Source organism: Leifsonia sp. GW821-FHT13C05, from assembly GCF_058806515.1.
Genome location: NZ_JBXAPT010000003.1, coordinates 24,186 through 36,905, shown reverse-complemented (window position 1 = coordinate 36,905; position 12,720 = coordinate 24,186). Strand labels below are relative to the sequence as shown.

15 protein-coding genes are annotated in these 12,720 nt (G+C 64.8%); 6 read left to right on the top strand and 9 right to left on the bottom strand.

Features of this window, described 5'->3' with window-relative positions:
* Positions 1-56: 56 nt before the first annotated feature.
* Together AC1ROC_RS10610 and AC1ROC_RS10605 are read right to left on the bottom strand one after the other, a co-directional pair.
* Positions 57-842 carry an alpha/beta fold hydrolase gene (locus tag AC1ROC_RS10610; RefSeq protein WP_143465795.1) on the bottom strand — a complete coding sequence of 262 codons (786 nt, stop codon included), beginning with the start codon at positions 840-842 and terminating at the stop codon, positions 57-59.
* Between the two features lie 46 nt (positions 843-888).
* Positions 889-1,122: a hypothetical protein gene (locus tag AC1ROC_RS10605; protein WP_085369565.1), complete on the bottom strand. Its 234-nt coding sequence runs from the start codon at positions 1,120-1,122 to the stop codon at positions 889-891.
* 161 nt (positions 1,123-1,283) lie between these two features.
* On the opposite strand from AC1ROC_RS10605, the gene AC1ROC_RS10600 reads away from it, so the two are divergent.
* Positions 1,284-2,117 carry a glucose 1-dehydrogenase gene (locus AC1ROC_RS10600; RefSeq protein WP_493000055.1) on the top strand — a complete coding sequence of 278 codons (834 nt, stop codon included), beginning with the start codon at positions 1,284-1,286 and terminating at the stop codon, positions 2,115-2,117.
* Complete coding sequence (locus AC1ROC_RS10595; RefSeq protein ID WP_085369567.1) at positions 2,114-3,463, top strand: NAD(P)/FAD-dependent oxidoreductase; 1,350 nt, start codon at positions 2,114-2,116, stop codon at positions 3,461-3,463. Before AC1ROC_RS10600 ends, AC1ROC_RS10595 begins: the two co-directional genes overlap by 4 nt.
* Before the next feature lie 77 nt (positions 3,464-3,540).
* Here AC1ROC_RS10595 and AC1ROC_RS10590 read toward each other — a convergent pair whose 3' ends face one another.
* Positions 3,541-4,014, bottom strand: coding sequence for an anthrone oxygenase family protein (locus AC1ROC_RS10590; RefSeq protein WP_493000053.1), 474 nt, complete (start codon positions 4,012-4,014; stop codon positions 3,541-3,543).
* 27 nt (positions 4,015-4,041) lie between these two features.
* Positions 4,042-4,875, bottom strand: a complete 834-nt coding sequence (locus AC1ROC_RS10585) for an oxidoreductase (RefSeq protein WP_168688770.1) — start codon at positions 4,873-4,875, stop codon at positions 4,042-4,044.
* A gap of 55 nt (positions 4,876-4,930) precedes the next feature.
* Here AC1ROC_RS10585 and AC1ROC_RS10580 point away from each other — a divergent pair, with 55 nt between their 5' ends.
* On the top strand, positions 4,931-5,581 hold the full coding sequence (locus AC1ROC_RS10580; protein ID WP_168688769.1) for a TetR/AcrR family transcriptional regulator: 651 nt from the start codon (positions 4,931-4,933) through the stop codon (positions 5,579-5,581).
* Positions 5,582-5,671: 90 nt separating this feature from the next.
* Here AC1ROC_RS10580 and AC1ROC_RS10575 read toward each other — a convergent pair whose 3' ends face one another.
* Complete coding sequence (locus AC1ROC_RS10575) at positions 5,672-6,211, bottom strand: SRPBCC domain-containing protein (protein WP_493000050.1); 540 nt, start codon at positions 6,209-6,211, stop codon at positions 5,672-5,674.
* 174 nt (positions 6,212-6,385) lie between these two features.
* Here AC1ROC_RS10575 and atpB point away from each other — a divergent pair, with 174 nt between their 5' ends.
* Positions 6,386-7,165 (top strand): F0F1 ATP synthase subunit A, encoded by a 780-nt coding sequence (gene atpB, locus AC1ROC_RS10570; protein ID WP_247597298.1) that lies wholly within the window; start codon positions 6,386-6,388, stop codon positions 7,163-7,165.
* Positions 7,166-7,173: 8 nt separating this feature from the next.
* On the opposite strand, the gene AC1ROC_RS10565 is transcribed toward atpB, so the two are convergent.
* Together AC1ROC_RS10565 and AC1ROC_RS10560 are read right to left on the bottom strand one after the other, a co-directional pair.
* The gene (locus tag AC1ROC_RS10565; protein WP_493000048.1) at positions 7,174-8,043 is read right to left on the bottom strand and encodes an SDR family oxidoreductase; all 870 of its coding nucleotides are present in this window, start codon (positions 8,041-8,043) and stop codon (positions 7,174-7,176) included.
* 87 nt (positions 8,044-8,130) lie between these two features.
* The gene (locus AC1ROC_RS10560) at positions 8,131-9,168 is read right to left on the bottom strand and encodes an MIP/aquaporin family protein (protein ID WP_168688766.1); all 1,038 of its coding nucleotides are present in this window, start codon (positions 9,166-9,168) and stop codon (positions 8,131-8,133) included.
* 545 nt (positions 9,169-9,713) lie between these two features.
* On the opposite strand from AC1ROC_RS10560, the gene AC1ROC_RS10555 reads away from it, so the two are divergent.
* Positions 9,714-10,040 carry a TetR family transcriptional regulator gene (locus AC1ROC_RS10555; RefSeq protein WP_247597297.1) on the top strand — a complete coding sequence of 109 codons (327 nt, stop codon included), beginning with the start codon at positions 9,714-9,716 and terminating at the stop codon, positions 10,038-10,040.
* Here AC1ROC_RS10555 and AC1ROC_RS10550 read toward each other — a convergent pair.
* Both AC1ROC_RS10550 and AC1ROC_RS10545 read right to left on the bottom strand, forming a co-directional pair.
* Positions 10,029-10,658: an FAD-dependent oxidoreductase gene (locus tag AC1ROC_RS10550; RefSeq protein WP_168688765.1), complete on the bottom strand. Its 630-nt coding sequence runs from the start codon at positions 10,656-10,658 to the stop codon at positions 10,029-10,031. The genes AC1ROC_RS10555 and AC1ROC_RS10550 overlap by 12 nt on opposite strands.
* A gap of 249 nt (positions 10,659-10,907) precedes the next feature.
* The gene (locus tag AC1ROC_RS10545) at positions 10,908-11,054 is read right to left on the bottom strand and encodes a hypothetical protein (protein ID WP_168688764.1); all 147 of its coding nucleotides are present in this window, start codon (positions 11,052-11,054) and stop codon (positions 10,908-10,910) included.
* A 258-nt stretch (positions 11,055-11,312) separates the two neighbouring features.
* Between AC1ROC_RS10545 and AC1ROC_RS10540 the strand changes: the two genes are divergently transcribed.
* On the top strand, positions 11,313-12,716 hold the full coding sequence (locus tag AC1ROC_RS10540) for a ParB/RepB/Spo0J family partition protein (RefSeq protein WP_493000045.1): 1,404 nt from the start codon (positions 11,313-11,315) through the stop codon (positions 12,714-12,716).
* Positions 12,717-12,720: the final 4 nt, after the last annotated feature.

The window sequence follows — 12,720 nt, the reverse complement described above, 5'->3', positions numbered from 1 at the left end:
GTACTCCGGTTGGCTGATGGGGTGAAGGGGGATGTACGCCATCGCAGAACGCACGGTCAGTGGGTGCGAGCGATGATCGCGTCGACGTGTCCGTGGCCGGGTGCGACGTGTTCGAGGATGCGTTGCCAGGCGCTGGCGATGAGGTCGCGGCCGCCGCGCTCGGACACGAAAGTCTGCGACAGCGGAAGTTGCTTGCTGAACCAGCGCCCGTCTACGGGGGTGGCGTAGTCGTCTCGTTTGCCGATCGCGATCAGAGTGTCGGCAGAGACCCGTTCGAGCGATGGCGGGTCGGCCTCAAAGCAGGCCACGTCGGTGTCGACGCCGACGCTGCCCTGCAGCCGAGCGTCGGCGAGCATCCGGTTCACACGCCGCTCGTACGAACTCGTGTCCCGTTCGGAGAACCGCGGGATCAGTCGGTTCGGATCGAACCATGATTCCGCGTCAGATTCGCGGGCGTCCGCCAGCGTCGGCCAAGCCGGGCAGCCGACCAGCGCCAAACGGTCGACGAGGTCTGGGTGACGGGCGGCGAGGGTCGCAGCGAACAGGCCGCCCTCTCGCCATCCGATGACGCCGATGCGCCCGAAATCGGTGTGCGCGACGGACGACGCGGTGGCTTCGGCCCGGGTGAAATAGTGGGCCACGTCATCTGCCCATGCCGCCGCGGACGGAGTTGTGCCGTCCGGATAGGGATCGGATGAGCCGTACCCCGGACGGTCGAAGGACACCAGATGCACACCCCAGGTGGAGGTCAGAACCGGGTCAGGATCGAATCCGGCCGCACCCGCGGTCGGATGGCACAGCAGGACCAACCGGTTCGCCATCGGATCGCCGAGGCCGGACATGCCGACCGTGCGATCGTTGAGGAACCGGAATTGGCGTCCTGCCACGTCAGTGCTCCGCCTTCGGGTAGTTGCCGTGACGCTTCTCCGTGCTCGTCACCTCTGGTGCTTCACCGTGGTGGGAGGCGCCGGTGTACTCTCCCTCGACGTGCGGGTCGGGTGCCTCCGCCTCGGTCTCGGTGTATTGACCGTGCACCGTGCGTGGCGCGGTGTCCCCGTGCTGGGTGTACTGCCCCTCTAGAGAATCCCGTTCGGTTGCGAACTCGTCTCTTGCTTTGTCCATCCTTCTCACCTCGATTAGTTGCTACAGCGCAATTATTGCACCAACGCCAGCCTTAGTGAAGATGCTGCTAACGATGAATTGCCCGGGAATCGACCCGAGCTCGTGGGCACGCGACCGGAGAGCCCTACCACTTCCCTGATTGGATATCGAGGTCATTCGCAATGATTGCGGCATCGCAATTGCTTGCTTACAATTGCGGACAATCCATCCCGAGGGGAGAACGCATGCAATTAGATGGCAAGACCATCGTGGTCACCGGCGGTAACAGCGGCATAGGTGCCGCCACCGCGATCGCAGCAGCAGCGGAGGGTGCACGCGTCGTGATCGACTACGTCGCCCATCCCGACGACACTGCCGACCTCGTGCAACAGATCGTTTCCACCGGAGGCGAAGCAATCGGCGTCGAGGCAGATGCTTCCCAACCCGACGGCATCCAGAAGCTGATCCGAGCCGCGGTCGACGAGTTTGGACGGCTGGACGTGTTCGTGAACAACGCCGGAATCGAAAAACGCATGTCCCTGCTCGAGATCGACGAGGACACCTTCGACGAAGTTATCGCGGTGAACGTTCGCAGTGCGTTCTTCGGAACGAAATTCGCGGCCGAGCAATTCATCCAGCAAGGCCCCGAGGGAGGTGTGGTCGTGAACATGTCCTCGGTTCATGAGGACTGGCCGATGCCCGGCAATATCGCCTACTGCGTCTCCAAAGGTGCCATGCGGATGCTCACCCGAACGGCCGGGGTCGAGCTCGGCCCGCACGGGGTGCGCGTCGTCAACGTGGCCCCCGGAGCGGTGAACACTCCGATCAATGCGGCGACGATGACCGACCCGGACAGTCGCCGAAAACTCGAGCAAAGCATCCCGCTCCGAACGGTCGCCGATCCGTCGGCGATCGCCGACACGGTGATCTTCGTGGCGTCCAACCAGGGCCGTTACCTGACAGCGACCACCGTTTTCGTCGACGGTGGGATCATGCAGGGAAGCGTCGGGCTGTGACCGCGGCGCCGCACATCCTCATTCTCGGTGGCGGGTATGCAGGCTTCCACGCTGCTCGAGGACTTCGCCGCGCCGCACTGTCCGGACGCGTGCGCGTGACGGTGGTCGAACCGCGACCGTACATGACATACAAACCCCTGCTGCCCGAAGTCGCTGGGGGCCACACCCAACCTCGTGATGTCACCGTCGACCTTTCCCGGCCGCTCTCCTTCGCCACCGTCGTCGGCGGGACGATCGAATCCGTCGACTGCCGGTCGAAGACCGCCGTGATACGCACCCTCGACGGAACCGAACGAGCGACCCGATACGACCACGTTGTCTTCGCCCTCGGCGCCGTCACGAAAGCAGCGCCAATATCCGGTCTGGCCGAACATGCCGTCGGATTCGAATCACTTGAGGAGGCCGTGTTCCTCCGCAACCATGTCCTGGACCGCATCCAATCTGCGGCGAGCACGACAGACGCCGCCGTTCGCAACCGCGCCCTCTCCTTCGTCTTCGTCGGCGGCGGTTACACCGGGGTTGAAGCGATGGCCGAGCTCCAGGATCTCGCCAGCCGCGCCCATGCAAGCTACCCCACTTTGGACCAGGCAGCGCAGCACTGGATTCTTGTGGAAGCAGCTGGTCGGATCGCTACGGAGCTACCCCCTTCGCTCTCCGACTGGACCCTCCGCCTCCTCCGGCGGCGCGGGATCACCGTGAAAACGAACACGGAAATGCGCTCCTGCGAGAACGGTATCGTCCACCTCACGGACGGCACCCAGCTCGGCGCGGACACGATCGTGTGGGCGGCCGGCGTCACCCCCAACCCGGAGCTGGACCGGACGAACGCTCCCCGAGGTAGCAAAGGTCACGTTCAAGCCAACGCGCGCCTCCAAGTGATCGACAACGACGGCACACCACTACCTGGTGCGTGGGCGATCGGCGACAACGCCGAAATCCCCAACCTCACCGCGCCCTCACAACCCGCATTCTGCCCGCCAACTGCCCAACACGCTCTCCGACAAGCCCAACTCGTCGCAGACAACATCCTCCGGGTCCTGGATGGCACCGAACCGTTCGCGTACCGGCACACGTCGCTCGGCACCCTCGCGAGCTTCGGCGCACGGCGCGGCGCCGGCGTCGTCAAGGGCGTGCCGGTTCGAGGCCAGCTCGCCTGGGTCATCGACAAGGCCTACCACGGTGCAGCTCTTCCCAGCATGTCCAGACGGATACGACTCGCGGCGAACTGGGCCGCAAACGTCCTCGCAATCCGGGACCTGACATCCACGTCCGCCGTCCAACATCCGCGCAGGACTTTCGAGCGGGCGATCGCCGGGCAGACGGAGGAGAAGAATCACGCGCCGTAGGTCCACCGCCAGGCCCTACTTGTGCGGTTGACGAGCTGAGCCAGGCGGGGCGATCGTTCGGAAGCTCGTCTTCTCGTTCACGCGACGATGAGTACCGAGCAGAGCAGCAATACGGACACGCCTTGTATGACGGCGCGCAGCGTGATGATCGATTCCCATCGATCCTGCAGCTCCCGCGCATTTTCCGGCACCTCACCCGCCAATGCGGCGGCGCTGAGTCGCGCATTGATCGGCTTCGAGATTCGCGTGAAGAGAACCAGCCAGGTAAGCAGCAGCAGTAGTGCCGCTCCCGCGAGGAAACCGGGCGCTGGCATCCGCCCGATGAAGGCGATGATCGCCGTGGCCGCGGTGAACACGACGCCAAGGATGCCGGCGATCGGGAGGCGACGGTCTCCAAAATGGTGACCGCGCCCGACGGCCTGCACGAGCGTGCGCGCATCCACACCGGTGTAGACCGGGCGGAGTACGACCGCGGCGAGCACGTCGGCGCCGAAAATCACGGCTACTCCAAGGATGGCGACTGTGGTGGTGATCGAAACGATGACGTCCATGCGGGGTCCCTTCTAGGCTGGGTCTGTCTACGGCTGGGGCGTGAGTTGGGGATAGCCGAACTGCTTACGAGTCAGCGCGTCGAATGTGCGGTCCGGAAGGATGGTGGCGAGGGCGACGGCGATGTTTGCGCCAGGGCCGATCCGGTAGCGAGTTCGCGGCCGTCGGGTCAATGCCGCTTTAGCGATAATGGCCGCCACTGCATCGGGGCTTGAGAATTGCCTGGTGAGCGCTGGGTTGGCGAAATAGGTGCGCATCGCGGAGGCCATCGCCGAGTATGGTCCGCGCGCGGAAGCCCGCTCCACGCGTTCCATCGCGTTGTCGTGCCAGTCCGTTGCAACGTAGCTCGGCTGAACAACTGTGACGTCGATTCCGAACTGCGCGACTTCGCCGCGGAGCGAATCCGACAACGCCTCAAGTGCGAACTTGGAGGCGTGATACCAACCTCCCATTGGGGCAGCGAACTCCCCAGCCAGCGAGGACACGTTGACGATCCTTCCCCGACGTGCGGCTCGCATCCCTGGCAGGACGGCTTGTATCAGCCCGATCGCCCCTAAGACGTTGACCTCGAGTTGCCGGCGGGCGTCGGCGAGCAGCGTTTCTTCGACGCTGCCGAATTCTCCGTATCCGGCGCAGTTGATGAGCACATCCACACTGCCTGCGAGACGGTTTACCGTGTCCACCGCCGCCAGGATCGATTCCTCGTGGGTGAGGTCGAGAGCGACAGGGGTGACGCCTGGGATCTCGGCGATCGCCCCCGTCGTGCGGGCAGCGCCAAAGACTGTCGCTCCGCCCGCGGCGAGCAGGCGAGCTGTGCGAGCGCCGATGCCCGCGGACGCACCAGTGATCAGAATCGTAGTCATGAACAGCTCCTATCTGTGAATGTGATTCACAGATAGGGACGCTACAGTGAACGCCATGCACAGTCAAGAGGATCGCGCGATTCGGCAACTCTGGGGTCTCGGCGCCCCTGCGGGTCGAGGCCCGAAGTCGCGGTGGAGTGCGGCCGAACTCGCGGGAGCGTCCGTCGATCTCGCGGACGAAGTCGGTCTTGGTGGCATCTCGCTCGGGAAAGTCGCCGAACGGCTCGGCATGACAACCACGGCCATCTACCGCTACGTCGACTCAAAGGCAGAGCTTGTCGAGTTGATGGTGGATGCTGCAATCGGCGACCCCCCTCCGATCCAGGGCGATGACTGGCAGCAACGGTGCCGGGCGTGGGCGTCGCAGCTCGCCGACCGCTACGCCGAACACACCTGGCTGTGCGAAGTCACGCCGACGAGGATGCCGACGCAGCCGCGCGCGTACGCCTGGATCGACGCCCTCGTCGGCGCGATCACAGATCAGACCGACGTCGACGCGCTGCGGCTAGCGCTTCTCTTGGACAATCTCGTCCGCACCTACGCCTCACTCGAGATGAGCCTGCGTCGCGCAACCCCGACGCCGTGGCTCGCCGACATTGTCTCTGCCCGCTATCCGCGGCTGGCGATTGCAGCCGACCAGGACGTCTCGGACGCTCGCCTCGAGCTCGAATTTGCTGTGGATACCGTACTCCGCGGCGTGCGATGACGCGCATCTCGGTCGAGGGCTGCACGAGCGTGAACGGACTGTGCACGCCGACGGGGCCTTGCCTACTCTGGACGACAGTGCGGCGAAACGTCAGCCCTGCCCGGCAGCAGGGGCAGTGTTCTGCCTGGTTCCCCGTTCCTGCAGAGGAAGCGTGGCCAGCATCTGATAGTAGCGACTCATTGCTGGGACGTACTGCTCCCACCCCGGCAGAGCCGTCCGGTCGTGCACCGCGACGAGCCGGTCGAGGTAGTAGTCCCAGCGTGCCCCTTCCGAACTGTCCGTCAGCACACCAAGGCGACGGCCGAACGTGAGCGTGGTGTGGCCACCGGATTGGACGACATGCCAGTAGACCCGCCACGAGTCTCCCGCGCGCCCGATGTCGGCAGCGAACCGATGTGGCGCCTCACACTCGAGTACTGACACATCCTCCCAGGCGGCGTCGTCCCCGTTCAGCCGGAAGCGGAGCGGCCCGGTTGCCGGCGACCCCGTGAATTCTCCCACCCAGCTGGCCAGTCGCGGGGACCGGCTCAGATAGGACCACACCTCTTCGATCGAGGCGTGGAAGATGCGGTCGAGGACGACGTAGACACCGTCGTCTCTCCGAATCAGGCGACCAGTTGGCGCGGCCATGAAGACCTCCTCGCGTCCAGGAGAGCACGAGTTCGTGCTCCTTCGCAACCGTTGCGATTTCGCAATGAATACTACTACGATGAGATGGGTTGGCGGTGGGGATACTGCCGCCGGCCCGCCACCTCGACGACCAGCGGGCTACGCGCCCGATCGCCCCGAAAGTAGACGCCCCCTTTGCTCCTCGCCGACTCCGGATTCACCGGGCCGTCCATCAACGACTTCTTCCCACCCGCCCTGTTGTTCGCAGGGACCCCGTTCGAAGTCAACAGGGTCACCATCATTCGCCTCATCGCCACGCTTGCGATCGTTCTCGTCTTCGGGCTGGGAACAAGACGACTGAAGGTCGTGCCCGGTCGCTGGCAGAGCGTTATCGAACTCGGCTTGGACTTCGTCCGCGTCAACATCGCTGAGGACCTGTTAGGAAAGAAGGACGGCAGACGGTTCCTGCCGCTCTTGACGACGATCTTCTTCATGGTGCTCTTCTTCAACCTCACCAGCATCATCCCCGGACTGAACATGGCGGGATCTGCGGTAATCGGAGTGCCGTTAGTGCTCGCCATCGTCACCTACGGCACGTTCGTCTACGCTGGCATCCGACACTCACCGGGCGGCTTCTTCCGCAACGCGTTGTTCCCACCGGGCGTGCCGTGGCCGCTGTACATCATCGTCACCCCGATCGAACTGATCTCAACGTTCCTGGTGCGACCGGTGACGCTCATTCTGCGGTTGATGATGAACATGGTCGTCGGGCACCTGCTGCTGGTGCTGTTCTTCTCCGGGACCGAATGGTTTATCTTCGAAGCACCCGGGTTGTTCAAACTGTTCGGTGTCGGCACGCTAGTGTTCGCATTCGCGTTCACACTGATGGAGATCCTCGTCGGGGTGCTGCAGGCATACATCTTCACCTTGCTGACGGGGGTTTACATCCAGCTCGCGGTCGCCGACACCCACTGACCTGACCCTCAACCGCGCGGCCGAAGTTGGGTGCGGAAGTAGTCCTCCAGGTGGTCGTCGCCGAACGGGGACGCCACCATATTTTCCGTCAGCGCCGCGACCAGAAACTGCGCCGGCCCGTACACTCGCTGTGGGGTGACGGCGGACGCCGCCGCGATTGCTGCTCGCGCGAGACGACGCGGAACGTGAACGATCCGCGGCCGCCGGTCGGCGACGTAGAACGCGAGCTTGGCAACATCCTCGTAGGAGTACACGTCCGGGCCGCCCACCGCCCGCTCGGCGACACCGGCGGCGGCGGCTTCGAGACAGGCCGTGGCGAGGTCCGGGCCGGAGATGGGGTTGATGAAATTGCGGCCGTCACCGATCAGGAATGCCCGACCGTGTTGCGCCATGCGCAGGAACTCTCCCATGTCGGAGAAGAACCCGGTCGGCCGAATCACGGTCGACCGCAGCGGCGACGCTGTCAGCTCGTCGACGAATCGTTCCTTCGCCGCGACCAGACGAACACGACCGCGCAAGGTCTCCCCGCGCAGCACCGACACGTACACGAACCGGCGCGCCCCGGCCGCTTCCGCCTCCCGCAGCAGCGCGAGGTTCCCGGCGTAGTCGACCTTCTCATACCCGACACCGTCCCGCTGCCGGGTAACGCCGATTGTGGAGATGACCGTGTCGACATCGTCGGCTACATGGCGCAGCGAGTGCGGGTCGGTGACTTGCCCGACGAACACGTCATCAGCGGTCACGGTCGTCCGTTGCTCCTCCCGCCTGACGAGAGCCCGCGTCCACACCCGACGGCGCCGGAGCTCCGCCACGATGCACCCGCCGAGGTGTCCGGTCGAGCCCGCGACGAGGACCCGTCCAAAGGCATCGCCAGTCATGTCAGCGTGCTGGTGCGAGGACCCGGGAGTGAACGTGTCCTCGCACCAGTCGCCGCCACTCGCAGCTCACATTCCACGAGTGTGCCTCTATCTGCCGCCCGTCTCCGGCGTATCCGGTCCCGGAGGCCGCCCAGCGCGTGCGCCGTACCCGTCAGCCTCCAACGTGTCGGGCCCAGGAGGCCGACCATTTGTGGTCACACGCTCCACCCGGTGGCCACCCCGCTCTACCGCGAGCCGCATCTTGCGGGCGTTCAGCACGTCGCCGATGAACAGGTCGTAGACGAGGACACCGACGATGCCGCCGATCAACGGACCCAAGATCGGCACCCACATGTAGCCGCTGAACCAGTCGCCATCTCCCGGCACAGCGAGGTTCCCCCATCCTGCCGCCCAGGCGAGGAGCCGCGGCCCAAGGTCACGGGCCGGGTTGATGGCGTACCCGGCGTTCGCGCCGAACGAGATCCCGATCGCCGCCACGGCGAACCCGATGATCAGCGGACCAAGATTCGACTGCACCGCCGTGTTCCTCAGATCGATCACCGCGACCACAATCAGCACCAGGAACATGGTGCCAACGATCTGATCGATCAGCGGCCACCACATGTTCCCGTGAAAATACGGCGCGGGGAAAGTGGCGAAGATCGAGAACGACGCCAACGTATGCCCATTGACCTTCGTTCCCTTGCTCGCCGCGTCGAACGCATTGATCGCACTGACGTATACGAGCAGCACCAGCGCGGCTCCGACGAACGCACCCACAAGCTGCGAGGCCATATAGGGCAGCACTTTCACCCAGGCGAACTTCCGCCGGATCGCAAACGCTAACGTGATTGCCGGATTCAGGTGGGCCCCGCTGACACCGCCGGCGATGTACACGCCAAACACCACCGCGAACGCCCACCCCCAGGTGATCAGCAGCCAGTCGCCCGTTCCGAGGAAGAACGTCGTCGGCCCTTCCGTGCGCCCCGAGCCCGGCAGCGCCGCCACCGCCATCGCAACCACCCCGTCACCAAAGCTGATCAGCACGAACGTGCCAAGAAACTCGGCCAAACACTCACCCCAGAGGCCACCTCGTCGCTTCAGTCCGGAACCTCGGAACAGGACCGGGATCGATTCGTCAGTCATGCCGCACCTCCACCATCGAACAGGTACGGGCACGCACCACCAGCGTGTCCTTTGCAATCGAATGCTAGGACGACCTTCAGAAAAATACAAGGTCTAGCGCAACCTTTGCGAATACGCAAAAGCAACGGTATCGTCATCCCATGACAGACGCGCCCACCACACCCTCAACAACAAGGAAGGCGACAACGTCGAACAACGCCCCCGACACGAACCCCACCAGGGCTGCCCCGGAACAGAGCGATCGGTCCACGGATCGCCCGGGAGCAGGAGGGAAGCGCCGACACCGAGGCGCTTCCCTCACCGCCCCATTCGAAGAGTCAGCGGATGACGTCGGCGATCCGTCCTGCTGGTTGCATCGACTGTGCAACGAATGCGGTGCAGTACTCGAGGAGCGTGACACACGATGCCCTCGATGCGGGACTCACCGATCAGAAATCGCAGGCTGAACCGCGTCAGACGCGGAAAGCAGCCTCTACGCCCTGACGACCACCCATCCGATAGAAGCACGTCGCGAGACATGCCATGCAACGGCTCACGGTCCTCGTGTGACAGAACCGAGCGAATGGTGGTCGCGCTCCCGCTGCTCAATCGCACAATCGGTCAACGGCTCCGAACCGCCCAACGACGGGCAGGCAGCCATCGCGCGAATCACTTATGGAGACGTGCCCATCGCGACCACCCGCGGTTACCAGTCAACCGAGGAGCGCCGACGGCAGATGATCGACGCTACATCCGGGGTGATCGCTGAGCACGGCTTCGCTGCGACATCCTTCGCGCGCATCCGCGAAGTCGCGGGCCTCAGCAGCACCCGCATGATCTCGCATCACTTCGTCGACAAGGCGGCCTTGATGGGGCGGTGGTCAAGAAAATAGTCCAGGGTGCGGCGGCGACCGCCGATACTGCACGCCCGTTGCGATCACGACACCGCGGGCGAACATATCCGTCTCGTCGTCCACGCCTACACGAAATCCAGCGGAGGTCCAGGCCAGCGCGGTCGCCGAACGCGGGGCGATGATCCGGGCGCCGATCTTCACAGCTTGCAGTGTCCCCGCTCGAGTCAATTCACGGCTGGAGACGCCGTGCGGGAAACCCAAGTAGTTCTTGATGCGCGACGATGTCCCCGCTTTGCCACCAACGCCAAGCTCTTCGACAAGCAGCACGTCAAGACCGTCAGAGGCGCCATACACCGCGGCTGCCAGACCAGCCGGTCCAGCCCCGACGACGAGCATGCCGCACCGCTCCAGCCCATGCGCTTCCCTAAGGTCGAGTCCGAATGCGGCGGCGGACTTCCGGTTGGTGGGACTCGAGAGGACGCGTTGCCGACCGGTCACCACGCATGCACCGTTCTCCGGCAGCTCGCACCCCGCCGCCAGGGCGCCCCACGCCGCACCGTCGCCGCGCAGCACGGTGCGGTAGGGAATCCCGTTGCGCTCGGCGAACGCCCGCAGCCTGCGCAGGTCGGGATCGCCCTCGTCGCCGGCGAGAACCAAGCCGCCCTCGCCACCGAGCGCGCCGTGCGTCGTTCACGAACTTCTCGAGGAGCACTCTTCCCAACCACCCTCCGAAACGCCGGAAGCACCTGGATGGTTATGAGGGTCGACGCTGCTCCCTCGTCCGCCCCGAGAGCGAATCCGGCTCTATCGTCTCCGGCCTCGACCACAGTCGATCGCTCGAAATTCCGGGTCCAGAGGTCGAGATTCCGATCGAGCGCGGGCGTCCACTGTTCGAGCCGGTCGAGTTCAAATTCCGCCATTGGCCTGTTCGGCGACATAGATCATCGAGATGTCATCGACTCTGGCACCCCTCACTGTGAGCGCACGAGCGGGATGCGCCTCCAGGACGACCATCAGCGGTTGCTCCTTCTTATCGAGTTCTCCGGAGATCATAGCGATCGCTTTCCCAGCGGACAGCACGCCACGTGCGCAGGTTTTGCTGGCATAGGCGCACGCTGTCGTCGGGTTGCCCGTCTGCCTGACCGTCGATCGTAGTTCGCTGCCGCGAGCTGCATTCCGGGCTTTCGCGGCATATCCTCACTCGCTGCGCTCCCTGCGGTATTCCACGACCCGGCACTGCGCTCCGCTCCCGCTCACCCTCGATCCCCTTGCCAGACAGGCGAACAAAAACAGTTGAAGGGAAACAGAAAAATGAGCGACACCACCACCGCGGCGGGCACCATCGAACACCTCGACCCGCACACCCTCATCATCGAGGACAACGTGCGACCCTCCGCACCCATCACCCCCGCCTTCGTGCAGTCCATCAAAGAGAACGGGGTGCTCACCCCCGTCCTCGCCCACCGCACAGACGGCGGCCAGGTGACCGTCCGGGCAGGACAGCGCAGGGTGTTCGCCGCCCGCGAAGCAGGGCTGGCCACCATCCCCGTCTACCTGGTGGAGGCAGACGAGGTGGCTGCGGAGCGGATCGTGCAGCAGATAGTCGAGAACGACCAGCGCGAAGCCGTCAGCGACGGCGACCGTGCCGCCGCGTTCCAGCAACTCGCGTTCGAAGGACTCAGCGTCACCGCAATCGCACGACGCACCGGGACCAAGCAGAAGGAGGTCCGGACCGCGTTAGCCGTGGTCGAGAACAAGGCTGCGGCGAGCGCAATCCAGGAGCACCCGCTGACCCTGGATCAGGCGGCCGTCCTGATCGAGTTCGACGGCGACGACGAGCTCCGCGCCGACCTCATCCAGGTCGCGACCACGGACCCGGCGCAGTTCGCGCACGCGGCCCAGCGGGCACGCGACGACAAAGCCCGCGCCAAGACAAAGAACGACGCGGTAGCCGATCTGGCCGGACGCGGCTACCTGATCCTCGCCAGCGATCCCGGTTACTACGACACCGAGTACACACGGATCAGCGAACTGCTCACCGCCGACGACCAACGGGTCACCGTCGAGCAGATCGAGAACCAGGAGGGGCGAGCAGCCTTCGTGCGCGTCTACGCGGACGGTGATGCCAACATCAGCTACTTCCTCCACGATGCGAAAGCGGCTGGGTTCCACAGCTACGGCGGCACCCAGTCCACGTCCGGCCCGATGACCGACGACGAGAAGGCCGAGCGGCGCATCCTGATCGCCAACAACAAGGCGTGGGCATCCGCCGAGACCGTCCGCCGCGAATGGCTCACCAACCTCCTCTCCCGCAAGACCCTTCCCAAGGACGTAGCGGTGGTGATCGCGAAGGGTCTGACCATCCACCGGCAGGCGGTCAGCACCGCCGCCCGCGAGGGCAACGAGCTCGCCCACCAGCTGCTCGGCCTGGAGCCGTCCGGCTACTTCGAGAACGACAGGCTGGCCGCGCTGGTCGAGCGGACCCCGGCGAAAGCTCAGCATGTGACTCTCGCGGTCGTGCTCGGAGCGTGCGAATCCGTCACCAGCAAGCAGACCTGGCGGCACCCGTCGTCCACCGACGCCGACTACTTCACCCAGCTCGCCAGTTGGGGGTACAGCCTCAGCGACGTCGAACAGATCGTCACCGCCCACACGGCAGCCGAGGCGGAACCAGACGCCGCTCAGGTCAGTGGGCGGCCTGGCGAAGGCGACTGATCAC